Below are 22593 nucleotides of genomic sequence, written 5' to 3' on the forward strand. Positions count from 1 at the left end.
AAGGATTTAATTACTATTAAGAGGATAACAGATCTTTAATAGAGAGCTAGTTGTTGGCAATTATTTATCCGTAAATATAGGTAAAAAACATTTTTAATGATATAATATAGTCAACTTTGGATAACATATAGGATTCTTTATGCCTGTTTAATTGTTATCATTGTTGAACAAAAATATAAGTTTATCATGAACACTTTACAGGCACGTTTTTTTTGTTTACTATTCGTCTTTATAACCCTAATGGGCTGTAATTCTTCCAAGGAGAAAAAGAAGGATGATCAACCCAGACGAATTGAGATGTTGTTCCTAGGGCATGCCCTTGAGCATCATAATTCCAAGGTCTATATGCCGATTTTGGCCTCTGCCTTGACCAAAAGTGGTATTAATATCACTTATACAGAAGAGGTAGAAGATCTTAATCCAGAAAATTTAGCGCTTTATGACGGTGTAATTATTTATGCCAATCATGAAAATAGGTTTCCGGAACAGGAAAAGGCTTTGTTAGATTATGTGGCTGAAGGTCATGCTTTTATTCCCATTCATTGCGCCAGTTTTTGTTTTCACGAGTCTGAAGAATATGTGGATTTGGTAGGCGGGCAATTTAAAGCACATGGCACGGATACTTTTACAGCCAATATTATTGATAAATCGCACCCGATCATGCAAGGTATAGAGGAATTCTCCACTTGGGATGAAACTTATGTTCACGATAAATTGGCCAAGGATATCACTGTACTGATGGAAAGAGTTGAAGGCGAACATCATGAGCCTTGGACTTGGGTAAAACAATTTGGTAAAGGAAAGGTATTTTATACCGCTTATGGACATGATGAAAGAACTTGGAACCAACCTGGGTTTCAAAACCTGATAAAAGAAGGTATTCTTTGGGCGGTAAGTGACCAGGTAAAAAAGAACTGGCAAGAATTTTCTATAAGCATTCCAAGTTTGAGTTATACTGAAATGGCCAATATCCCCAATTATGAGAAAAGGGATCCAGCTCCAAAATACCAGTTGCCATTGTCGCCGGAAGAATCTGCAAAATTAATCCAAGTCCCAGCAGGGTTTAAGCTAGAGCTTTTTGCTTCCGAGCCAAATATTATTAACCCAATAGCAATGAACTGGGATGAAAAAGGTAGGCTTTGGGTGATAGAGACGGTGGACTACCCAAATACAGTGCGAGACGATAAGGGTGATGGAGACGATCGAATTAAGATTTGTGAAGACACCAATGGGGATGGGAAAGCAGATAAGTTCACGGTCTTTGCCGATAAATTAAATATCCCTACCAGTTTTACCTTTGTAAATGGGGGCATTCTGGTCTCCCAAGCACCGTATTTTTTATTTTTAAAAGATACCGATGGCGATGACATAGCTGATGTCAAGAAAATTGCCATTAGTGGATGGGGGGTTTTTGATACTCATGCCGGACCATCAAACCTTCAACGGGGAATTGATAATGATATCTATGGGGTGGTTGGTTATTCAGGTTTTAAAGGGGCCATTTCTGGTGAGAATTTCGAATTTGGTCAAGGTATATATCGTTTCAACCGGGACTATGGCAATTTTGAATTTTTAACGAATACCAGCAATAACACTTGGGGTCTGGGTATTACCGAAGATAATTCCATTTTCGCATCCACCGCCAACAATACCCACAGTGTTTTTATGGGGATACCCAATAAAAATTTAAGAGTTGAAATGGGGGTCTCATTGAAGGGAAGTGCAAAAATAGATGGCCATTATAATATGTCGCCCATTACCCAAAATATAAGACAGGTTGATGTTTTTGGGGGTTTTACGGCGGCCGCAGGACATCACTTTTATACTGCTAGGACTTTCCCAAAACAATATTGGAATAAATATGCCTTTGTTTGCGAACCAACGGGAGGGGTAGTACATATTGCTAAAATTGAAAAGAATGGTGCTGGATATATAGAAAAGGATGGAGGCAATTTAATGGCTAGCTCGGATGAATGGGTTTCTCCGGTAGAGGCTAAAGTGGGTCCTGACGGTGCCGTTTGGGTATTGGATTGGTATAATTTCATAATTCAACACAATCCCACGCCTAAGGTCGATAGAGGTGGGTATGATGCGGTAAATGGAGCGGGAAATGCCTATGAAAACCCGTTACGTGATAAATCCAAAGGACGAGTATGGCGCATTATGCCCAAGGATAAGCAAGAAGTGAAATCCTTGTCTTTAGATAAAGCCGATTCAAAAGGTTTAGTAAAGGCCCTATCCAATGACAATATGTTTTGGCGAATGACCGCCCAGCGCTTATTGGTTGAAAATGGGAATACCGATGTTGTGCCAAATCTCATTAAGTTGGTACAAAATACCGATGTTGACGCTTTGGGGCTAAACCCAGGGGCATTACATGGTTTATGGACATTAGACGGACTTGGTGTTATTTCTGCCAATGCAGAAGCCATGGAAGTAGTAAAGTCAGCCTTGTACCACCCATCAGGTTCGGTCAGAAAGGCTGCTATTCAGATTTTACCTAAAAATAAAACTGTAGATGCCTTGTTGCTAAAGGCCAATTTGCTAAACGATAAGGATCCTGAAGTTCAATTGACAGCACTTATATATTTCTCAGAAAGAGAAGCTAATAATGAAGTAGGGGGCTTGTTATTCGAGCTAAGTCAGAACAAAGAAATAGTGGCCGACGAATGGTTGGCAAAGGCAATTTACGTGGCCGGAAGTAAACATCATCAAGGATTTATCAAGGCATTCAAGACTGCCAAACCAGAATTTGAAATTGGATCGGTAGATAAAATTGAAAGACAAGCAAGTGATTTTAATGATTCCAAATGGGAAACAATGCTGTTGCCCCAGCTTATTGAGGATGCTGGATTACAGATAGATGGTATTATATGGTTCCGTAAAAATATTGATGTTCCCTCAGGAAGTGCCGACAAATCGGGTATTATTGCTTTAGGACCAATAGACGATTCCGACAAGGTCTATATTAACGGTGAATTTGTTGGAGGGACAGAGAAAGATTATCAAGCTAACAGGGTATACCAAATTCCATCCGGGGTCTTAAAACCAGGTAAAAATTCTATCGCTGTCAGGGTAGAGGACACTGGGGGTGGTGGAGGAATTTGGGGTAAAAAGGAGCAAATGTTCCTTAAAACAGGACAATTCAGTGTCTCTTTGGCAGGAGATTGGAAATATGAAGTGGAGTTGGATTTTTCCAAATCAGCAAAGAACCTCTTTGCTGATAAGTCTATACCGGAACTCTTGGCAGAAACCTATATTAATGAGGTTGAATTGGGTGCGGATAATAGTATGGATAATGGTTCGAATGCCATTGTTGTTAATATCAAGACTATTAAAAACGAAATGAAGTACGATCTGACCGAATTTGTGGTGGAGGCTGGCAAAGCTGTAGAGTTGGTGTTTGAGAACACAGATTTTATGCAGCACAATTTAGTCATTACCAAAACCGGTGAAAAGGAAAAAGTGGGCATGGCCGCCGATAAATTGGCAATGGACCCTAATGGTGCAGAAAAAAATTATGTCCCTGATATGGCTGAGGTGCTTTTTGCCACCGCCATCATAAACCCTGAAGAAAAGGTTGTATTAAAATTCATAGCTCCCAAAGAGCCAGGAGATTACCCATATATCTGCACCTTTCCTGGCCATTGGCGAATAATGCAAGGTGTTATGAAGGTTGTCAAGGCAAAATAGACGTTATAATGACCTCTATATTTTTAAAGTATCTAATTGTAAAATAAGTTATTGGTGTAACTTATTTAAAGTAACTGTTTTAGAATGATAAAAGATATAAAATACGGTGTAAGCACCTGGCTTTGGGAATCACCGTTTAACTCACAATCCATTGCCCTGTTCCCCAAAATTAAAAAAATGGGGTATGATTTGGTGGAAATCCCAGTAGAAGAGCCGGATTTGATTAATGGGGAGGTCATAAAAAAGGCATTGAAAGACAATGGGCTACAAGCGGTTGTTTGCGGAGCCTTTGGACCAACAAAGGATCTGACCCATGAGGATACCGCAGTACATCAAAATTGCTTCAATTATATTGAAAAATGTTTCCAGCTATGTAATCTGTGGGGGGTAGATTTTTTGGCGGGGCCCATGTACGCTGCGGTAGGCAAGGCTCGAATGCTTCCTCAAGAAGAAAGGAAACGGGAGTGGGACCTAGCGGTGAGTAATGTTGCCAAGGTTTGTGCAATGGCCCAGGATTTTGGGATGTCTATAGCTTTGGAACCGCTAAATCGTTTTGAATCCGATATGGTCAATACCGCTGAGGACGTTATGCGTTTTATTGCAGATGTCAACCATAATAGAGCCAAGGTGTTATTAGATGGATTTCATATGACCATTGAGGAAGGGAATATTGCAGAAGCTATAAAAACGGTAGGAGACAAGTTGATACATGTTCAGGTTTCGGAGAACCACAGGGGAATCCCTGGGTCTGGATTAACACCTTGGGCAGATTTTGCAGAGGGCTTAAAGGCTGTAGATTATAAAGGAGCAATAGTGATCGAGAGCTTTACACCTGAAATCAAGGAATTGGCTGGAGCGGTATGTATATGGAAAAATTTGGCCAAGAGCCAGGACGAATTCGCCTCCCAAGGGATCGATTTTTTAAAGAAGACATTTAATTAAAAATAGGATAAGATGAATAGTAAGAAAATAAACATCGCCATTGTGGGCTTGGGATTTGGAGCAGAATTTATTCCGATCTACCAGAAACATCCAAACGCTAATTTAGTGGCAATATCCCAAAGGAACCCGGACAAATTAAAGGAGTTGGCGGATTTATTTAATATAGAAAAAAGGTATACTTCCTATGATGAACTTTTGAAGGACCCAGATATAGATGCAGTCCATATAAATACGCCTATTCCGGATCATGGAATTCAATCTATTAAGGCCTTAAAGGCGGGCAAACATGTGGCCTGTACAGTACCTATGGCCACAACTGTGGAAGAATGTGAGGAAATAGTGCGTTTAACGGAAGAAACCGGACTCACCTATATGATGATGGAAACCGTAGTTTATGCTAGGGAATTTCTGTATATGAAGGAGTTGTACGAAAAAGGTGAATTGGGTAAAATACAATTTTTGAAAGCCAGTCATCAACAGGATATGGACGGTTGGCCCAATTACTGGCCAGGGTTACCGCCAATGCATTACGCGACACATTGTGTTGGTCCGGTTCTGGCACTCACTAGAGGGGAAGCTGAGTATGTTTCCTGTTTTGGGTCGGGAACTATACGAAAGGAGTTAATACCTCATTACAACTCGCCATTTGCCGTGGAAACCACTCATATTAAATTTCGAAATTCAGACTTAAGCGCACAGGTGTATCGTTCGCTTTTTGATGTGGCCAGACAATACCGTGAAAGCTTTGAAGTATACGGGTCAAAGAAGTCGGTAGAATGGCCCTTGATCGAAGGGAAGCCATTGGTGGTGCATACGGCCAAGAAGGAGGAGAGTGAAATCCCAGAGGAAGTGGAAAGTCCTGATTTCGCAAAATTATTACCAAAAGAAATACAACATTTCACAACTAAAGGCGTGTACGATTCTGATGAGCACCAACACCTGTCATTTACACAGGGAGCCGGACATGGTGGGTCGCATCCACATTTGGTACACGAATTTATAGATGCACTTGTTCAGAAAAAAGCGCCTTATCCGAATGCTAAGCAGTCTGCCAATATCACCTGTGTCGGGATTTTAGCACATGAGTCGGCACTTAAAGGGGGTGAAATTATTAGGCTGCCTGAGTTTACTTTATCTAGTAAATAGCTAGTTTTTAATTGTGTACAGGCTGAAGTATAAAGCACTATGGACTGTATTTTAGAGGTGTTTACTAACAGCCATTTACTGTTTGAGGCATAATTTTTATCAAAAAAGCACCTTCCGCATTAAAATATTTGTTAATTTTAATATTCATAAGTAAGACTTAAAAAATAAGTTGTTTGTTAAAAAACCTATTTTTTAACTTTTAAAAGAGGACGTAGGGGTGCGTCCTCTTTTTTTTATTTTAATAGGCCCTACTCTTGTAGTCAACTCCTATTTCTCACAACTAACTTTTAGCGGTAAATGCAAATTATTAAAATATTTGTCTTTATTGTCTAGCGCTGGCCCCATCTTCCTATTTATCGATTATCCATTTTTCTAGAATTAATATAGCGCTGCAAGAGTTAAATGTTCTTTCGAATGTTAATTTACAAAGTGTATACCCTAAATGGTTTACATATAAATTTAGCTTAGCGTCATATTAAGCGATTGAGTCAATTTTCTTTTTTAAACAGAACCTTTAACTGGTAATCAGCATCTACATTTGTTGTTCATAAGTAAGACTTGAAAATTAGGTATAAGACAACCTATTTTTTAACTTTTAAAAGAGGACGTAGGGGTGCGTCCTCTTTTTTATTTTAATAGGCCCTGCTCTTGTAGTCACCTCCACTTTTTCACAACTAACTTTTAGCGGTAAATGCAAATTATTATAATATTAGTCTTTGTTGTAAACTGTTGTCTCACGCTGGGCTCAACTTTATATTTATCGTTAGAGTTAATTTTTTTTCGAAAAAGATGTTTTCGTAGGGGAATTAATGTTAATTTTAACATTCATAAGTAAGACAGAAAAATAAGTTTTCTAAAGAAACTATTTTTTTAAATTTTAAAAGAGGACGTAGGGGTGCGTCCTCTTTTTTTGTTTATTATTGATTCTTCATCAACTCATCCCTGGAAAACAACATATGGGTAAATCCAATTTCTCTGCAATTTTAGTTTAAAGCACTTTTACATGGTTGTGAATTAAATAAAACCATGTTATGCAAAAAATCATATTGATTATTATAGCTATGATAGTTAATCAATTGGCGTCCGGACAGGATCAAAGTGAAACACGAGATCAATGTGGCTTAAATTCAGTATTTCAAAGTTGTAATGAAGAGGCGGCAGACCTAGAAATGCTTTATCGGGAACTCGTTGTTAGAGAAAAGGTGCTGACTCCCTTGTAGTAGACTTAGATCAGTGGTGGGAACTTTTTGCTAACTTTAAACCAAGAGGGTTGCCCGCCGTCAAAATTGGAAAACTTATGGCACAGTCCACTTATAAACCGTAGAAAATTATTGTGAATGATACGATTTATTAAACATTTGGGTAATGCATTGTTTTTAGGGACTTTGATATATTTAATATTTCTTGCCGTTTATTTTTTTATGGGAAAATTTGATAGCGGCTTCACCTATCAACGTGCTGTGGAGGAATACTATGGCAATTTAATTTTCGCTGTAATTCTATATATGGTCAATGCGTATTGGATTCAGTTCCTTATAATTAAATATAAAAATCAGTTTTACCGAAGTAAACGCCTTTTGTTAGGTTTTTTCGGAAATATTCTACTCTCCTTGGCAGGGATTTTTTTGTCACGCCTAATTTTAGTGGTGGGAATCGAAAAAATGCCGTTATCTGATTTTTTAAATGCTGAGAAATTGGAGTATTATAAGTTTTCACTCTTACTTGCTGTTCTAATTTCTGTTATATTTTATTTAGCATGGTATTTTAAGTATCGCCAGGAAAACAAGGTAAAGGAACAGAAAATAATTGCAGGTACCGCCTCTGCCAAATTCGATGCGCTTAAAAATCAATTGGACCCCCATTTTCTTTTTAATAGCTTAAATGTGCTTAGCAGTTTAATTGAAGAGGACCCGGAACAGGCACAAAAATTTACGACTTCCCTTTCAAAGGTATATCGCTATGTTTTGGAACAAAAGAATAAGGACTTGGTAACTGTGGATGAAGAGCTTGCTTTTGCAAAAACTTATGTACGATTATTAAAAATGAGGTTTGAGGACAGTATAGTTTTTGATATCCCTGAGCAGGGCAGTGGACTCGAAACAAAAATAGTACCGTTGTCCCTTCAGTTGTTGTTGGAAAATGCTGTAAAGCATAACGTTGTTACCTCCACCAAGCCTTTGCGTATAAGTGTGTATGAAGAAGGAGGGATGCTGTGTGTGTCCAATAATTTGCAGGAAAAGCAAGTAGTTAAAAAAAGTAGTGGAGTTGGACTTCGAAATATACAGGAACGATATCAGATTTTATCCAACAGGGAAGTGCAGATTCAAAAAACGGCGTCAGACTTTACGGTTAAACTCCCTGTGCTGAGCCAGAAAATAGGTGTTGTGGAAACACATAAAACATTCTTAGAGGATAAGCGGTATCAAAAAGCAAAAGAACAGGTTGAGGCCGTCAAAGGTTTTTACGGAAATCTTATTTCCTATTGTGTGGTATTGCCGGTTTTGGCTATCGTTAATTATAATACCACCGGTTTTCCATGGGTGATTTTCCCCGCTGCAGGCTGGGGATTTGGTGTTGTCGTTCACGGAATGGAGGTTTTTGGTTATAATCCACTGTTGGGGAAAAACTGGGAGGAAAGAAAAATTCAAAAATATATGGATGATGAAAATTTTTAGGGTACAATCCATCCCTATTATTCAACAGTTCATAAGTTTCTTTTTGAAGTAGTGAAGCTATGTCTTGAAATTTGAAATAAAAATGGATCATGGAAAATTTGGATAAGGAAAGTAAATATTATAGGGCCAAGGAGAGAGTGGGAGCTATTAAGAAATTCTATTTGAACCTAGTTTCTTATCTTATTTTTATATTGTTCCTAGCTGCCTTAAATTACTATATCAACAAATGGGAGTATGCCTGGTTCTTGTGGGCGGCTTTCGGTTGGGGAATTGGATTGGTTTTTCAGGCAGTGAAAGTCTTTGGATTAAACCCATTCTTCGGAAAGAATTGGGAGGAACGAAAAATAAAAGAGTTTATGAAGGAAGATGAGCCGCAAAATAAATGGAAATAATGGATTTGGAAAAGGATAAAAAATTGGAGCGAGCCAGAAAGCAGGTTAAGGAATTAAAGGGGTTTTATGTTCATTTGAGCGTTTATCTTGCGGTTAATCTACTAATTACTATAGTTGAAATTACAGAAAAAATGGGTCGGGGGGAGACCTTTTTTGAGGCTTTCCGAGATTTTGGAACTTTTGCTATATGGCTGTTTTGGGGTATTGGATTGGTGTTTCATGGTTTAAAGGTCTTTTCCTGTAGTCCGTTTTTTAACAAGGAATGGGAAGCAAGACAGATTCAAAAGTATATGGATAAAGAGAAAAGGGAATCTGAAAAATATAAATAATGGAAATGGATAAACACTATTTTGGAAAATACATGCTAGCAAAAAAACGGGTGGACAATCAAAAGAACTTTTATGCCCATATTGTAGTTTATTTGGTTATGAACGTTCTTCTTTTTTTCTTTAAAGGAAAAATTATAAACTTTTTTCTAGATAGAGGAGTTAGCGATCAAGGATTTCTAAATTGGATGGAATGGAATATTATTTTAATTCCGGTTCTATGGGGAATTGTATTATTGGTCATTGGAATATACTTGTTCAAATTAAAACCTTTTATTTTTAAAAATTGGAAGGAAAAACAAATTCAAAAATACATGGAAGAATAGGGAATGCCTAAATTAACCAAGCAACATAGAAGTAACTTGTCCACACAGATGAACGCAATTATAATTGAAGATGAAAAACCAGCTGCAAGAAGATTGGGTCGCTTATTGGCCAATTTGAAGGTAGAGGTCTCTACCATGCTTTATTCCGTTGAAGAAGCCATAGTTTGGTTTAGGGAAAACAAACATCCGGAACTAATTTTTTTGGATATTCAGCTTTCTGACGGACTTTCGTTTGAGATTTTTGAAGCTATTGATATACAAAGTTCGGTGATTTTTACGACGGCTTATGATGAATATGCATTGCAAGCATTTAAGTTGAATAGCATTGATTATTTGTTAAAACCAATCGATGATGAGGAGTTGGAAATTGCCGTAAAAAAGTACCTTTCCTTTCGACCTGTAAAACAGAAAATGTCGCTCGATTTTGAAGATATAAAGAAGTTGTTGGTGAACCCCCTGGAACGTGAATATAAAAAGAGGTTTACGGTAAGTGTAGGGCAGCATTTAAAAATTATTAATGCTGATGAAATAGAATGCTTTTACAGTGAGAACAAAGGCACTTATGCTTCCACTATTGATGGCAGAAATTATCTTCTGGATCTTACTTTGGAAAACTTGGAATCAGAACTACACCCCAAATCATTTTTCCGGGTAAGTAGGAAATTTTATATCAACATTAGTCATATAAAAGATATTGTTTCCTACACGAATTCTAGGCTTGAAATTAAACTAAATCGGTTTAAGGGGCAAGAAATTATAGTTAGTAGGGAAAGAGTAAAGGACTTTAAGTTTTGGTTAGAATAACCTATATTAATTAATTGAACTTTATATACTTACGTGTGAAAATAACATACCATAGGTTTTTCTTATAGTAGTGATTTCAGACAATTTAAGGGTTATTCATCAACTCTATTGTCATCGAAGGAGGAAGGTAGTAATTTAGGGATTAATTTGATGAATATTGGTAATAAAACTGCCCCTCCCGGAAGTATAAATATTGCTAACGAGGGAACGCTTTTGAAAATATCAAGGAGGTGATTCTGTACTTTTTTCTTCTCTTCAGGGCTAAGATCCTTTACGGTAGATTTGGATAATAGGGTGACTAATTCCTTACTTTCGGATAGTTCTTTTTGCAACCTTTTGCTGTTTCTGAGAATCAATTTTTTTACAATTTTAGACATACTATCATAAAATTGAACGGCCAAATTATGGTCCTTTAAATGTGGTATTTTGTCCGCATTTAAGTTGAAAAATTCGGTAACATCTTGCAGTGATTTTACAATTATATCTGGAGCAAAACCTAGGTCTCTTCCTATGCCAAAAATGAACTCTGATTCGGTATAATCCAATGACTGATCTTCCCAGACTGTTAAGCAGGCTACATCAAGAAAATACCTGTTTTCCGAGGTAGAATATTTGTTGACCAATTCATTCCTATAGGAACCGTCAAAATTTTGTTTCTCACTTTGAATAAAGGTCAGTGAGGATGCAAAAAGTTGTGCTAACTTCTCGTCATTTCTATTTTTCTCTTTCGAATTTAAGGTGTGATAAGTGATATTTATAGTGATATGCTCCAAGCGTTGCGCATACTCTTTTATTAAAGTTTCACCTTCAAGATATCTTTTAAAACTTAGCACATCTATAAATAGCAGCGAATTAGTGATAATATTATTGAAGGTCTTGCTAATAACATTATCCTCTAAATATATTCTTGAATTTAAAAGGTTTTCAAGTTTGGAAGATGTTTTCTTTCCTGTTAGAAATTTGTTCAAAATGGAAATCCTGTTAATCCCTAAATCTTTATAAAATTTAAAGATATAACCTAAGAAATCTTCAAAATTAGGTTCCCTGTTTTTGAGTTTATAGGTGAAATAAAGTGCAGTTATTAAATTGATTTTGGCCTTCTCGTCCTCGGACAAGGGAACCTCTTTTAAAATAAATGGGGGTATATCTAAATTGATCCCATAGACAAATCCAGTGCTTTTTAGTAGGGCATATAATTCTTCAAAGGAGCTAAAATAGTCATTGTTGTCCTTTACCAGATACCCAAACTTATCTATCCAACCAGAGGCCGAAGGATTCATAGTTCTAAATTTTAGTGGGTAAAATTAAGTTAAAATATGTGACTTCATTCTTATTGTGAATGTTTTTTGGCCAAAAACCAAATCCAACCATTAACATAATATTAACATTTAAAACCAAACCCTGCCAATTCAAGTTGCGTAGGTAAGGGTGATTTTAATCTAAAAATATCTAAATTATGAAAAAGACAAAATTATTATTTGGGCTTGGATTCCTTGCGGTTGCAGGAGTTATTTTGGTCGCAGCGGATCACATTGACGCTCCCTCCTCTATGGGAACTACAGCGGATATCGCTGATTTTTACGGATTTGAACCCTCTGAAGGATCTGACAACACCGTTTTTGTGGTGGATATTCAAACCAATGTACTGCCAGACTTGGCCTATGGAAGCTTTGACGAGACGGTTTTAACGGAAATCAATATTGATACCGATGGGGATTTGGTAGAGGATTTGGTTATTCAGGCTATACCAAGAGATGGTAGGATGTATTTCTTTGGACCGGTAGCTCCGTTAAAAACGGGATTGGATAGTGAGGTTTTGGTCGACTCTCCCTTGGGAAGTGTTGAAATATCTGGAACCACGGCTATAAAGTCTACCACGGCCAATGGTGTTACACTATTTGCAGGACCTAGACAAGATTCGTTTTTCTTTGATTTTTTCCAATTCAATGCCGTAATCGGAGGTATGGCTCCAGGAGGGTTTAAAACAGCTGAGGAGGCCGTAGATACCTTTGAAGGGAAAAACACCATGTCTATCGTGGTAGAGGTCCCAAACTCCTTGTTGGGCACCCCTACAGGTCAGAATGCATTGGGATTAACGGTTTACAAGACTTGGGTTACTACAAACAAAAAACAATAATATTTAACTATTTAAAGATATAATTATGAAACTAGATACAATCAAATATGCGCTGTTGCCAATCTTAGGTTTGGCTTTAATCACCGCTTGTAATAACGACGATGACATGATGGAGCCGATTGCAATGGCTACGTGTGAGGATGGAATTATGAATGGTACCGAAACTGGTGTTGATTGCGGTGGTTCTTGCGAACCATGTATGATGGCCGTCGATTTTTCTGGAAGCTTTACACAAGTGGATCATATGGGCAGACCGGGGATAAATACAGTTTTAGGATATGATATGGATGGTCAGCCTAGTGTTAAGGATGCACAAAACAGAACTATTCCTTCTGAAATGGGAGCAACTTTCCAGGCTGGATACGAAGCGAGATTGGAACAATACTATGACGTGTACGCCGGTTTGTTGGGTATTGATCCAGCTGACTTGAATTATGAAAATAATATTTTGGGATTGGATGCAGCAACTTTGACAGGTTATTTAGCATCTGATGTATTGGAAATTTCCCCGAGCTTACCCACTACATATTTTAATCCAGGTACGGATTTCGATAATGACGGAAGAATTTTGGTTCCAGACGGGGATGAGGTAGCGCTTACAGGTAGAACGTTGACCGATGATGTAATAGATGTATCCTTGATTCTATTATTTGGAGGAGCTGAAGGGGACCGTTTTGACGGTTCTGATAAAGATATGGACGGAAACCCTGATACACCAAGATTAACTTCGGACGGAGTAGCCTTAACATCAACGGTCTCTGCAAGTTTTCCATACGTGGGAAATCCTGAGTAGGTATTTATCTATGAATAAGGAGGGTAGGGGAGAATGGTAATAGTTCTCCCTTATTTTAAAAGTATCACTTAAAAACAATAAAACCTTCAACAATGAAATATTCACTTTTAATGATAGCCTTACTTGTAGTGGTTTCCTGTACACAGGTGTCGCCCGAGAACATCACTGATGCCGAAGACTACAATGTTTTTTTAGGTTCCGTGGAATCCAAGAAAACGTCAAAATATTTTGAACTTTGGAATTCCAAGATTCAGACAGATAGCATGCAGCTAATGAGTTTTGGTATAGTTGCAGGGGAGTATAGTAGGTATTTTCAGGAAACGGGTGATATAAAACAACTTAAAATGGCCGAAAAGGCCCTTGATAAGGCTGTTGAAATTGCAGCTATAGGTAAGTCAGGATATTATAGGGCCTTGGCCCGTAACTATATTTCCCAGCATAGGTTTAAAGAAGCTCTGGAATTAGCTAATTCCTCCAGGGCCATGGGCAGCGGGGTTGAAGAGTCTCGGAAATTACTTTTTGATGTTCATATGGAACTAGGTAATTACGATAAGGCACAGCATTATCTGGATAGTATTAAGAATATGTCCGATTTTGATTATTTGATTAGGTTGGCAAAATGGAGCGATCATAAAGGAGATTTGGACACGGCCATCCGCTTTATGGAAAAGGCAACGGCAAAGGCGGAATCCTCAAAGAACTCCGCATTAATGTTGTGGTCCTATACCAATTTGGCGGATTATTATGGTCATGCAGGAAGAATTCAGGAATCTTATGAGCATTTTTTAAAATCTTTGAGATTAGATCCTCAAAATGCCTTTGCCAAAAAAGGAATTGCTTGGATAGTATTTTCATTTGAAAAAAAACCAAATGAAGCCTTGCGGATATTAGATTCGGTTACCAAAAACTTCCTGTCACCAGATTATTACCTCTTGAAGGCTGAGATAGCGGAGTATATGGGCAAAAGGACAGAGATGGCAAACAATTTGGATAGTTACGCCATAGCCGTGGAGAACCCTGATTATGGAGCCATGTACAATGTATACAATGTTGGTATGTATTTGGAGCAGACAGAGCAATACAATAGGGCTTTAAAGATAGCGAAAATGGAGGTGAATAATAGGCCAACGCCAGGATCTTATGATCTTTTGGCTTACAGTTATTATAAACTTGGGGAAAAGGATAAGGCATTGGAAATTGTTAAACAACATATTGAAGGTAAAACCTTTGAACCCGGAATACTTTATCGCACTGCTGAGATTTATAAGGCTTCAGGAGAATATTTAAAGGTGAAGGAATTAAAGAATGAATTAATGGGTGCAATTTATGAACTAGGGCCTGCCATGGAAAGCAAAATCATAAACCTTTAAGGCAGGTTGTAATTGGTTGAGCACAACACTTTATTTATGGCAAGGTTTAAATAGTGCTAATGTGTGTTTAGTAGTTTTTTAGGTGGGAACACCATGGCATTTAATGTGATGGTGTTCTTTTTTTATCGGAATTACGATGTAGAACCAAAATAAGTGGCTTAACGGTAAAACCTTGACTAAGATTATTCCGTAAGTATTTTAAAATAAAAACATTAGGCATTGTTATTTAATGGTTTAATTATTAACATAAATCTTTAGAAATATGGAGTATTATCTTTTTACAGCGTGGGTGTTTATCATGGTATTTTCTTATGTCAAGATTATAAAGGCACATCTTATAACTATAGAAATAAGTAAGGATCTAAAAAAGTATAATTTCAAATTAAGGCAAGGACAATAAAGAGTTCGGAGTTCCCCCATTTTTTATTAGGGATGTTTATCATCATCAAAATCCCATTTTCAAGGTTTTTTTTATTGAATCTTGTTGAGAAATAAAAGATAACAGTAGGGAATATTAGAATTTAGAACACTCTAAATTAAAGATTTAGAAGAAGTGCAACGGTATTTAAGGATTGGACACTTGTCTTAAGGCTATAAATGTTTATTTGAAGAGTATTAATAGTGTTGCCGTGAGCGTCAATACAATTACAATAAAAATAAACATTTCCTTTTTTCTATCTTTTAAGGCCGTACTATTAATCTTGTCCTTTATTTTCCTTAATTCAATTTCGGATACTTTCTTAAAGGTAAGTTTTGTTGGGGAAGGCTCGGAATCCGAATAAATATTATCCCGATTGTTTTCCTTAAACCGGGCCCGATTGGATGGTTTTAAAGAGCGATTCTGATTCACTCTATTGTTCATATCCTGAATGCTTCCACTCATCTTATTTTTTTTGGCTACTCTTAACTTATATTAAAAATAGCCAAAAAAAACTTATGTGCAACACTTAAATAAAACTAGGAATTATTTCTCCCATTCGGTATGGAATATGCCTTCCATATCGGTACGCTCATAGGTGTGCGATCCAAAGTGATCACGCTGCGCCTGAATAAGGTTTAGAGGCAATCTTGCAGAAGTATAGGCATCAAAATAGGTCAAGGAATTGGAAAGACCGGGTAAGGGAATACCATTTTTGGCACCATAAGCCACTAGATTTCTTGCCGCTGCTACTGTTGATTGTACTTTGGGCACAAATTGTGGGGACAACAAGAGGTTGGGTAATTGTTTGTCATTGGTAAAAGCCGTGGAGATATCCTCCAACAATCCAGCACGGATAATACATCCTGCCCTCCAAATTTTTGCTATTACAGAAAGATCTAGATCATAACCGTATTCGTTGGAAGCATCAGCTAATTGATGAAGCCCTTGGGCATAGGTGGTGATAAAAGCAAAGTAAAGCGCTTCTTCTGCCCATTTCGCTATTTCCTTTTTGTCCATTATTGCTGGTTCTGGCCTATTGTACAGCTTATCCGCTAGTACCCGTTCTTCCTTCAAGGCAGAAATTTCCCTCATACTCACTGCTATATCTATACTGGGTATAGGAATGCCCAAATCCATTGCGTTTTGAGAAGTCCATTTTCCAGTTCCCTTTTGTTTGGCCTTGTCCAGTATTTTGTCGACCAATCTGCCATCACCTTTGTCATCTTCCTGTTTAAAAATCTCCGCGGATATTTCTATTAAAAACGACTGTAGGCGACCCTTGTTCCAAGAATCGAATGTGGCATGCAGTTCGTCATTATTGTATTTTCCTGCCTTTTTTAGAAGATCATATATTTCTGAGGTAAGTTGCATTAGGCCATACTCAATGCCGTTGTGTACCATTTTTACATAGTTACCGGCAGATTTTGGTCCTAAATAGGCTACACAGGGCTCTCCTTTAAATTTTGCGGAAACCGCTTCGAAAATAGGTTGTACTTCTTTATAGGCTTCCTTGTTACCTCCCGGCATTATACTAGGGCCACGTCTAGCACCTTTTGCCCCTCCGGAAACACCGGAACCAAAAAAGTGTATTCCTTTAGACTGTAGGTACGTTTCTCTACGATCGGTATCGGTGAAAAAAGAATTTCCTCCATCTATAATAAGGTCGTTTTTGTCCAAATGTGGTAATAGACTCTCGATTACGGAATCCACGATTTTACCAGCCGGTACCAAAAGCATAATTTTTCTGGGTTGTGCCAGGGACTTAACAAAATATTGGATATCTGTAGAGGCATTTACCCTTTTGGTGTCTTGTCCTTCTTCAATTAATGCATTTACTTTTTCATCATCAAGATCGTATCCCATGGCCGAAAAGTTGTTGTCCGCAACGTTCAATATAAAATTACGTCCCATTACACCTAGGCCAATCAATCCAAAATCGTATGTGTTTTCCATGTTTTTTTCTTAAAGTAATTTAACAAAATAAAGGGGCTTTTGTTAAGTGTCCTTGTTTATAAATGAATAAGCTAAATTAGTTTTATCTTCGCACGATAATTAAAAATCAAAAATAATCAATTAAACGGTTTTTGGAACCAAAGTTTTAAATTCCCAACAAATTGAACAAAACTTCCAATAAATATAATATGAACAAAACAGCAAATCAAATGCTTGTTATTTTCGGGGCATCAGGAGATTTAACTGCTAGAAAGCTGGTACCGGCTTTATTTAATTTATACAAAGCAAATCAGCTTCCTGAGAATTTCGTGGTATTGGGGGTAAGTAGAAGTAACTTGACCGATGGGGAGTTTAGGCGAAAGGTGGTTTTGGAAAGCACCTACCTTAAGGAAAAGCTAAAGGACGCCTCCTTGGATTTTATAAATACCTTGGCCGACAAGTTTTTTTATGAGGACTTAGGTGAGGATTACAATAAGGAATACAGCAAGCTGGCCACCAGAATATCCGATCTAAACAATAAATTCAGTACTGGTGAGAACTATATCTTTTATCTTTCTACCCCACCCAGCCTCTACGAGGTAATTGCAAAAAATCTTTCCCAACAAAGTCTAAATAACGAGACCAACGGCTGGAAGAGAATCATTGTAGAGAAACCGTTTGGTTATAGCTTGGAAACGGCCAAAAAACTTAATATAGGGTTGCAGACCTACTTTAATGAATCCCAGATATATAGAATTGATCATTACCTTGGTAAGGAAACTGTTCAGAATTTACTGGTCACGCGTTTTTCCAATAGTATTTTTGAGCCGCTTTGGAATAGGAATTACATACACCATATAGAAATCACCAATGCCGAAAGCGTTGGTGTGGAAAAAAGGGGAGGCTATTATGACAAATCAGGTGCTCTGCGAGATATGTTTCAAAACCATTTATTGCAGATTGTATCATTAATTGTGATGGAACCACCTATTGATGCAAGCGCTCAGGAAATTAGGAACGAAAAAGTCAAGGCCCTAAAGTCATTGCGAATTATGCGCGATGAGAAAACCTTATACACCAATACCGTAAGGGGGCAATACCTTTCGTCTGTTATAGATGGTAAAAAAGTTAAGGGATACCGAGAGGAGGATGGTGTAGATCCCAATTCAAAAACCGAAACTTATGCAGCCATCAAGTTCTTCGTAGACAATTGGAGATGGAAGGATGTGCCTTTCTATGTACGTACCGCTAAAAGAATGCCTACTAAAGTAACCGAAGTCGTTATTCATTTTAAATCGCCACATCATCAGGTGTTTAAAAATTCTGACATGAACAATAAGGACAATCAGTTGATTATCAGGATTCAGCCAGATGAAGGAATACTGATAAAATTTGGGGTAAAAGTTCCTGGACAGGGCTTTACCGTGGAGCGCGCCAATCTGGATTTTTATTATTCCAATTTGGCAGATAGCAATGTGATGGATGCTTACGAACGATTATTGTTAGATGCAATGCAAGGTGATGCCACGCTTTATGCAAGGGCAGATGAAGTGGAAGCAGCATGGGAATTTGTTGATCCTATTTTGGATTATTGGAAGAATGGCACTGATGTAAATATTTATGGTTATTCTTCAGGGGTTTGGGGGCCAACCAATTCCGATGACTTACTGGAAGGCGAATTGAAATGGAGAAATCCCGGTGAAAACTTGGCCGATGACCCCGGTTTCTGTGTTATTCGCTAATAATTAATATTAAATAATAATAGATGCAAATAAATATATCCCCCACCAAATTGGAGGTTGCCCAAAGCTTTTCCAATTATTTGGAAGAACAGATAAAAAGTAATAAAACAACTCATATTGCCTTGTCTGGAGGTAGTACGCCCAAGGTGGTTTTTGATTATATGGCGGAGCACTATAAAGACGTGGATTGGTCTACGGTTCATTTGTATTGGGGAGATGAGCGTTGTGTTCCTCCTACCGATAATGAAAGTAATTACAAAATGACGGTAGAACACCTATTGTCCAAGATCAATATACCAAAAGATAATATTCACCGTGTTCATGGGGAAGACGTACCAGAATTGGAGGCGGGTAGATACGGAAAGGTATTGGAAGAGGAATTGCCTATTGCGAACAACATCCCTCAATTTGATCTGGTTATCCTAGGTTTAGGTGATGACGGACATACCGCATCCATATTTCCGCATGAAATTGATCTATGGGGTTCTAAGAATACGTGTGAAGTGGCTGTTCATCCTGATTCAGGACAAAGAAGAATTACCATAACCGGAAAGCTGATCAATAACGCAAAGACGGTAGCGTTTTTGGTAACGGGGAGTAGTAAAGCCGAAAAAGTAAGGACTATTATCACAAAAGAAGCAGGCCACGATAGTTATCCAGCGTCCTTGGTAGTGCCTACTTCAGAGGATTTAATTTGGTTTTTGGACGAGGAGGCTGCAGCCCAAATTAACTAAGGGAATCTAGATTGATTTGGACATTTTCGCTGTCCAAATCCTTCAAATGGTCATTTATTTTAAATTGGGACGATTCAAATAGACTGCTGCGGGACATAGCTTGTTTTTTTCGTTGAATGCTTCGGCTAAATCTGCGTACACCTTGCTCATCTTCAATAATCAATCCGGGTACAGGAGTACTATTTCCTTCAGCATCCTTGGCTACCATAGTGAAGTAAGAGGAATTGCAATGTTTCTTCTTTCCTGTGGTTATATTTTCGGATTCAACACGGACACCAATGACCATAGAGGTTCGCCCTGTATAATTTACCGAGGCCTTTAAGGTGATCAATTCCCCGACTTCAATAGGGTTTAAAAAATCCACCTTGTTTACGGAGGCCGTAACACAATATTTTCTGGAATGTTTTGAGGCGCAAGCAAATGCTATCTGATCCATTAAATTCAATATGTGTCCCCCATGTACCTTGCCACCAAAATTGGAATGGGAGGGTAACATTAATTCGGTTATGGATAACCTGGATTGTTTGGCTGTTTTAAATTTGTCCATCGTTTCTAATTTAAGTGGGGAGATTTCTCTTTTTCAACTGCAGTGATAAAATATTTGGAATCACCTAACCAAAAGAAGGTACGGTAACGTTCTATATAGGTCACTTTGACATAATCCCCCTGGTGTTCCTTCAATTTGGCAATTACATCGTCCTTTATTACAGAAAAGGAAAATATCTGTGCCCCTGATATTCCTTGACTTATCTCACCCTCCCATGTTTTTATAAGTACTCCTTTATGGCTTATTTTTATGAGTTCCCCTGAGCGGATGCCTTCGCTATAGGGAACAAAATATACAAATGAAAAATAGGCAGTCATAATTAGGACTACGGCAAGTAGGATTATTCCAAGTATTTTTTTCATGCTGTTTGTTTAAGTAATCTATAATAATGATAAGGGTTCTTCTGAATCATCGTCGTCTATCGCTCTTTGAAGTAAAGATTCGGGAATGGACTTCTTTGCTTTGGCCCCCATCTTCTTTAATTTTTCGATACTGTTAATTATGTTTCCTCTTCCATCAACCAATTTGTTCATGGCGCCCTTATATTCCGTCTTGGCTTCGTCCATCTTTTTGCCGACCTTCATTAAATCTACAACAAAACCCTCAAACTTATCGTATAATGCACCTGCCTGCCTTGCAATTTCAATGGCATTTCGTTGTTGTTTTTCATTGTTCCACATACTGTCTATGGTGCGTAGGGTAGCTAATAGGGTGGAAGGGGTTACTATTATTATGTTCTGTTCAAAGGCCTTGTTATAAAGGGAGTTGTCGTTGTTTATTGCTATGGCAAACGCAGGCTCTATTGGTACGAACATGAGTACAAAATCCGGACTTTCCATCTCATAAAGATCTTCATATTTTTTTGCCGAAAGTTGGTCTACATGCCTTCTTAAAGAATTGATATGGTCTTTAAGGAATTTATCCTTTAACTCATCTTCGGCATTCACATAACGTTCATAATCCGTAAGGGAAACCTTGGAATCCACAATCATCTTTTTGCCATCCGGTAGGTTTATAATAACATCGGGCAGCACACGACTGCCATCTTCTCGGGTAAAACTTTGTTGTACGGTATATTCCCGGTCTTTTTCCAAGCCCGACTTTTCAAGGACACGTTCCAAGACCAGTTCCCCCCAGTTTCCTTGCATTTTACTATCGCCTTTTAGAGCCTTGGTCAGGTTTTCGGCTTCTTGCGTTATTTTTAGATTTTGCGTCTGTAAATTGGCCAATTGTTCCTTGAGGGCAGAATGCATGCCCACACTTTCTTTCTGACTGTCCTCTACCTTTTTTTCAAAAAGAATTATTTTCTCTTGTAAGGGGGTCAATATGTTTTTTATGTTTTCCCTGTTCTGTTCTGTGAATTTTGTGCTTTTTTCATCCAAAATTTTATTGGCCAGATTCTCGAACTCCTTGGTGAACTTTTCCTGTAATTTTTCTACTTCCCCTTTCTGTTCGCGATTTTTTAGATCCAAATTTTCCATTTCTGCTTGGTAACGGACTATCTTATTGCCAAGTAGTTCCTTATCGGATTGTAACAATACTCTATGTTCCTCGACAGCAATAAGTCGCTGTTCTAAGGTGTTGAGGTTTGCTCTCAATTGTTGTTCCCGCTCCAATAGAGCACTGTGAGTGGATTTTGTTTTTAGATTTTGGATGTAATTCCCTAAGAAATAGCCAATAGCCAAACCAATTAGGACTAGGACTACATATAAGAGCAATTCATTCATTTTTTAAGGTTCTTTGCAGTAAAGATAGTGGATTGTGTTAAAAAAAAGTGGGGTCAACTTTTATTACTTATTAACTCTAAAAGAACCGGTTTGGGAATCGAAAGTAATGGTGTCCAAAGGGAATAGATTTTCAAAACTTTTCTTTTGTATCAATTCACATGGTGACCCAAACGTACTTTGGTTGCTTTCCAAGATGAGCATTTTGTCGCACAACTGAATGGCAATTTCAATCTCGTGGGTAGTAAAAAGAATTGTCTTGTTGGTTTTATGGGCAATGGATTTCAGTAATTTCAAAATCTGTACCTTATGGTATAGATCCAAATGAGTAGTTGGTTCGTCCAGTAAAATTAGTTGGGTGTCCTGTGCCAAGGCCCTGGCGATCATAACACGCTGTAATTGGCCATCGCTTAGCTCATAGCATTTTTTAAACTTTAATTCCGAAATCTGAAGCATGTCCACAGCTAAAGAGATCTTTTCCTTATCTTCCTCGGTAAGGGTGCCAATCCAATTGGTGTAGGGCTGCCGCCCCAAACTGATAAGCTCCAACACCGTTAAGTTTTTGGAAGCAATAGGTTCAGTTAACACCACACTTATTTCCAATGCGAGCTCCTGGACGGAAAGTTGTTCCAAGGGAACATTGTTCAGGGTAATGCTTCCAGAGAGCCTGGGCTGTACATTGCCCAGAGTACGTAATAGGGTGGACTTTCCAATACCATTAACGCCAACAATAGCGGCAACTTCCCCTTTACACAAGGAAAAATCAAGATCCTTGGTAATACAGGTTTGTTGTTTTTTAGAAGTATAACCTATGCTTAGGTTTTCTATTTTTAGGGCGATATGAGGTGTGTTATTCTTTATTTTAGTTCTATTTAGTGGTTACTAAGTT

The 22593-nt window shown here is 37.9% G+C and carries 21 protein-coding genes; 14 read left to right on the forward strand and 7 right to left on the reverse strand.

The window, feature by feature from the left end; translation table 11 throughout:
• The first annotated feature begins 186 nt into the window (after nucleotides 1-186).
• From CWD90_RS07980 to CWD90_RS08020, 9 genes are all read left to right on the forward strand, one after another.
• Nucleotides 187-3693 (forward strand): PVC-type heme-binding CxxCH protein, encoded by a 3507-nt coding sequence (locus tag CWD90_RS07980; RefSeq protein ID WP_103475413.1) that lies wholly within the window; start codon nucleotides 187-189, stop codon nucleotides 3691-3693.
• A gap of 84 nt (nucleotides 3694-3777) precedes the next feature.
• Nucleotides 3778-4635, forward strand: a complete 858-nt coding sequence (locus tag CWD90_RS07985) for a sugar phosphate isomerase/epimerase family protein (protein ID WP_103475414.1) — start codon at nucleotides 3778-3780, stop codon at nucleotides 4633-4635.
• A gap of 12 nt (nucleotides 4636-4647) precedes the next feature.
• On the forward strand, nucleotides 4648-5781 hold the full coding sequence (locus tag CWD90_RS07990; RefSeq protein ID WP_103475415.1) for a Gfo/Idh/MocA family oxidoreductase: 1134 nt from the start codon (nucleotides 4648-4650) through the stop codon (nucleotides 5779-5781).
• Nucleotides 5782-6812: 1031 nt separating this feature from the next.
• Nucleotides 6813-7001 carry a hypothetical protein gene (locus CWD90_RS07995; protein WP_103475416.1) on the forward strand — a complete coding sequence of 63 codons (189 nt, stop codon included), beginning with the start codon at nucleotides 6813-6815 and terminating at the stop codon, nucleotides 6999-7001.
• A gap of 117 nt (nucleotides 7002-7118) precedes the next feature.
• Nucleotides 7119-8456: a 2TM domain-containing protein gene (locus CWD90_RS08000; RefSeq protein WP_103475417.1), complete on the forward strand. Its 1338-nt coding sequence runs from the start codon at nucleotides 7119-7121 to the stop codon at nucleotides 8454-8456.
• A gap of 89 nt (nucleotides 8457-8545) precedes the next feature.
• Nucleotides 8546-8848: a 2TM domain-containing protein gene (locus CWD90_RS08005; RefSeq protein ID WP_103475418.1), complete on the forward strand. Its 303-nt coding sequence runs from the start codon at nucleotides 8546-8548 to the stop codon at nucleotides 8846-8848.
• Nucleotides 8839-9177, forward strand: a complete 339-nt coding sequence (locus tag CWD90_RS08010; protein ID WP_103475419.1) for a 2TM domain-containing protein — start codon at nucleotides 8839-8841, stop codon at nucleotides 9175-9177. Before CWD90_RS08005 ends, CWD90_RS08010 begins: the two co-directional genes overlap by 10 nt.
• 5 nt (nucleotides 9178-9182) lie before the next feature.
• On the forward strand, nucleotides 9183-9500 hold the full coding sequence (locus CWD90_RS08015; RefSeq protein ID WP_157941178.1) for a 2TM domain-containing protein: 318 nt from the start codon (nucleotides 9183-9185) through the stop codon (nucleotides 9498-9500).
• 48 nt (nucleotides 9501-9548) lie between these two features.
• The gene (locus tag CWD90_RS08020; RefSeq protein WP_103475421.1) at nucleotides 9549-10304 is read left to right on the forward strand and encodes a LytR/AlgR family response regulator transcription factor; all 756 of its coding nucleotides are present in this window, start codon (nucleotides 9549-9551) and stop codon (nucleotides 10302-10304) included.
• A 92-nt stretch (nucleotides 10305-10396) separates the two neighbouring features.
• Here CWD90_RS08020 and CWD90_RS08025 read toward each other — a convergent pair whose 3' ends face one another.
• Complete coding sequence (locus tag CWD90_RS08025; protein ID WP_103475422.1) at nucleotides 10397-11584, reverse strand: LETM1-related biofilm-associated protein; 1188 nt, start codon at nucleotides 11582-11584, stop codon at nucleotides 10397-10399.
• Nucleotides 11585-11760: 176 nt separating this feature from the next.
• Between CWD90_RS08025 and CWD90_RS08030 the strand changes: the two genes are divergently transcribed.
• The 3 genes from CWD90_RS08030 (at nucleotide 11761) to CWD90_RS08040 (ending at nucleotide 14604) form a co-directional block, all read left to right on the forward strand.
• Nucleotides 11761-12441 carry a DUF4331 family protein gene (locus tag CWD90_RS08030; protein ID WP_103475423.1) on the forward strand — a complete coding sequence of 227 codons (681 nt, stop codon included), beginning with the start codon at nucleotides 11761-11763 and terminating at the stop codon, nucleotides 12439-12441.
• Nucleotides 12442-12466: 25 nt separating this feature from the next.
• The gene (locus CWD90_RS08035; RefSeq protein WP_103475424.1) at nucleotides 12467-13234 is read left to right on the forward strand and encodes a DUF4331 family protein; all 768 of its coding nucleotides are present in this window, start codon (nucleotides 12467-12469) and stop codon (nucleotides 13232-13234) included.
• 92 nt (nucleotides 13235-13326) lie between these two features.
• Entirely contained in the window at nucleotides 13327-14604 is a 1278-nt protein-coding gene (locus CWD90_RS08040; RefSeq protein ID WP_103475425.1) for a tetratricopeptide repeat protein, read from the forward strand.
• Nucleotides 14605-15205: 601 nt separating this feature from the next.
• Here the strand turns inward: CWD90_RS08040 and CWD90_RS08045 are convergent.
• Together CWD90_RS08045 and gndA are read right to left on the reverse strand one after the other, a co-directional pair.
• Nucleotides 15206-15487, reverse strand: a complete 282-nt coding sequence (locus CWD90_RS08045) for a hypothetical protein (RefSeq protein WP_103475426.1) — start codon at nucleotides 15485-15487, stop codon at nucleotides 15206-15208.
• An 81-nt stretch (nucleotides 15488-15568) separates the two neighbouring features.
• A complete protein-coding gene (gndA, locus tag CWD90_RS08050; RefSeq protein WP_103475427.1) occupies nucleotides 15569-16978 on the reverse strand; it encodes an NADP-dependent phosphogluconate dehydrogenase in 1410 nt (469 codons plus the stop codon).
• Between the two features lie 188 nt (nucleotides 16979-17166).
• Between gndA and zwf the strand changes: the two genes are divergently transcribed.
• Nucleotides 17167-18699: a glucose-6-phosphate dehydrogenase gene (gene zwf, locus CWD90_RS08055; RefSeq protein WP_103475428.1), complete on the forward strand. Its 1533-nt coding sequence runs from the start codon at nucleotides 17167-17169 to the stop codon at nucleotides 18697-18699.
• Nucleotides 18700-18722: 23 nt separating this feature from the next.
• Entirely contained in the window at nucleotides 18723-19433 is a 711-nt protein-coding gene (gene pgl, locus CWD90_RS08060; RefSeq protein WP_103475429.1) for a 6-phosphogluconolactonase, read from the forward strand.
• Here pgl and CWD90_RS08065 read toward each other — a convergent pair.
• From CWD90_RS08065 to CWD90_RS08080, 4 genes are all read right to left on the reverse strand, one after another.
• Entirely contained in the window at nucleotides 19426-19980 is a 555-nt protein-coding gene (locus tag CWD90_RS08065) for an acyl-CoA thioesterase (RefSeq protein ID WP_103475430.1), read from the reverse strand. The two genes, pgl and CWD90_RS08065, sit on opposite strands and share 8 nt — an antisense overlap.
• A gap of 5 nt (nucleotides 19981-19985) precedes the next feature.
• A complete protein-coding gene (locus tag CWD90_RS08070; RefSeq protein WP_103475431.1) occupies nucleotides 19986-20342 on the reverse strand; it encodes a 6-phosphogluconate dehydrogenase in 357 nt (118 codons plus the stop codon).
• A gap of 18 nt (nucleotides 20343-20360) precedes the next feature.
• A complete protein-coding gene (locus CWD90_RS08075; protein ID WP_103475432.1) occupies nucleotides 20361-21707 on the reverse strand; it encodes a DNA recombination protein RmuC in 1347 nt (448 codons plus the stop codon).
• A 63-nt stretch (nucleotides 21708-21770) separates the two neighbouring features.
• Complete coding sequence (locus tag CWD90_RS08080) at nucleotides 21771-22565, reverse strand: ABC transporter ATP-binding protein (RefSeq protein ID WP_103475433.1); 795 nt, start codon at nucleotides 22563-22565, stop codon at nucleotides 21771-21773.
• Nucleotides 22566-22593 lie beyond the last annotated feature (28 nt).

Source organism: Arenibacter catalasegens (assembly GCF_002909235.1).
GTDB classification, from domain to species: Bacteria; Bacteroidota; Bacteroidia; order Flavobacteriales; family Flavobacteriaceae; genus Arenibacter; species Arenibacter catalasegens.

Excerpts from the sequence above, each read along its gene's own strand:
- CWD90_RS07980 (WP_103475413.1), top strand. The coding sequence starts at position 187 with ATGAACACTTTACAGGCACGTTTTTTTTGTTTACTATTCGTCTTTATA.
- CWD90_RS07985 (WP_103475414.1), top strand. The coding sequence starts at position 3,778 with ATGATAAAAGATATAAAATACGGTGTAAGCACCTGGCTTTGGGAATCA.
- CWD90_RS07990 (WP_103475415.1), top strand. The coding sequence starts at position 4,648 with ATGAATAGTAAGAAAATAAACATCGCCATTGTGGGCTTGGGATTTGGA.
- CWD90_RS07995 (WP_103475416.1), top strand. The coding sequence starts at position 6,813 with ATGCAAAAAATCATATTGATTATTATAGCTATGATAGTTAATCAATTG.
- CWD90_RS08000 (WP_103475417.1), top strand. The coding sequence starts at position 7,119 with ATGATACGATTTATTAAACATTTGGGTAATGCATTGTTTTTAGGGACT.
- CWD90_RS08005 (WP_103475418.1), top strand. The coding sequence starts at position 8,546 with ATGGAAAATTTGGATAAGGAAAGTAAATATTATAGGGCCAAGGAGAGA.
- CWD90_RS08010 (WP_103475419.1), top strand. The coding sequence starts at position 8,839 with ATGGAAATAATGGATTTGGAAAAGGATAAAAAATTGGAGCGAGCCAGA.
- CWD90_RS08015 (WP_157941178.1), top strand. The coding sequence starts at position 9,183 with ATGGATAAACACTATTTTGGAAAATACATGCTAGCAAAAAAACGGGTG.
- CWD90_RS08020 (WP_103475421.1), top strand. The coding sequence starts at position 9,549 with ATGAACGCAATTATAATTGAAGATGAAAAACCAGCTGCAAGAAGATTG.
- CWD90_RS08025 (WP_103475422.1), bottom strand. The coding sequence starts at position 11,584 with ATGAATCCTTCGGCCTCTGGTTGGATAGATAAGTTTGGGTATCTGGTA.
- CWD90_RS08030 (WP_103475423.1), top strand. The coding sequence starts at position 11,761 with ATGAAAAAGACAAAATTATTATTTGGGCTTGGATTCCTTGCGGTTGCA.
- CWD90_RS08035 (WP_103475424.1), top strand. The coding sequence starts at position 12,467 with ATGAAACTAGATACAATCAAATATGCGCTGTTGCCAATCTTAGGTTTG.
- CWD90_RS08040 (WP_103475425.1), top strand. The coding sequence starts at position 13,327 with ATGAAATATTCACTTTTAATGATAGCCTTACTTGTAGTGGTTTCCTGT.
- CWD90_RS08045 (WP_103475426.1), bottom strand. The coding sequence starts at position 15,487 with ATGAGTGGAAGCATTCAGGATATGAACAATAGAGTGAATCAGAATCGC.
- gndA (WP_103475427.1), bottom strand. The coding sequence starts at position 16,978 with ATGGAAAACACATACGATTTTGGATTGATTGGCCTAGGTGTAATGGGA.
- zwf (WP_103475428.1), top strand. The coding sequence starts at position 17,167 with ATGAACAAAACAGCAAATCAAATGCTTGTTATTTTCGGGGCATCAGGA.
- pgl (WP_103475429.1), top strand. The coding sequence starts at position 18,723 with ATGCAAATAAATATATCCCCCACCAAATTGGAGGTTGCCCAAAGCTTT.
- CWD90_RS08065 (WP_103475430.1), bottom strand. The coding sequence starts at position 19,980 with ATGGACAAATTTAAAACAGCCAAACAATCCAGGTTATCCATAACCGAA.
- CWD90_RS08070 (WP_103475431.1), bottom strand. The coding sequence starts at position 20,342 with ATGAAAAAAATACTTGGAATAATCCTACTTGCCGTAGTCCTAATTATG.
- CWD90_RS08075 (WP_103475432.1), bottom strand. The coding sequence starts at position 21,707 with ATGAATGAATTGCTCTTATATGTAGTCCTAGTCCTAATTGGTTTGGCT.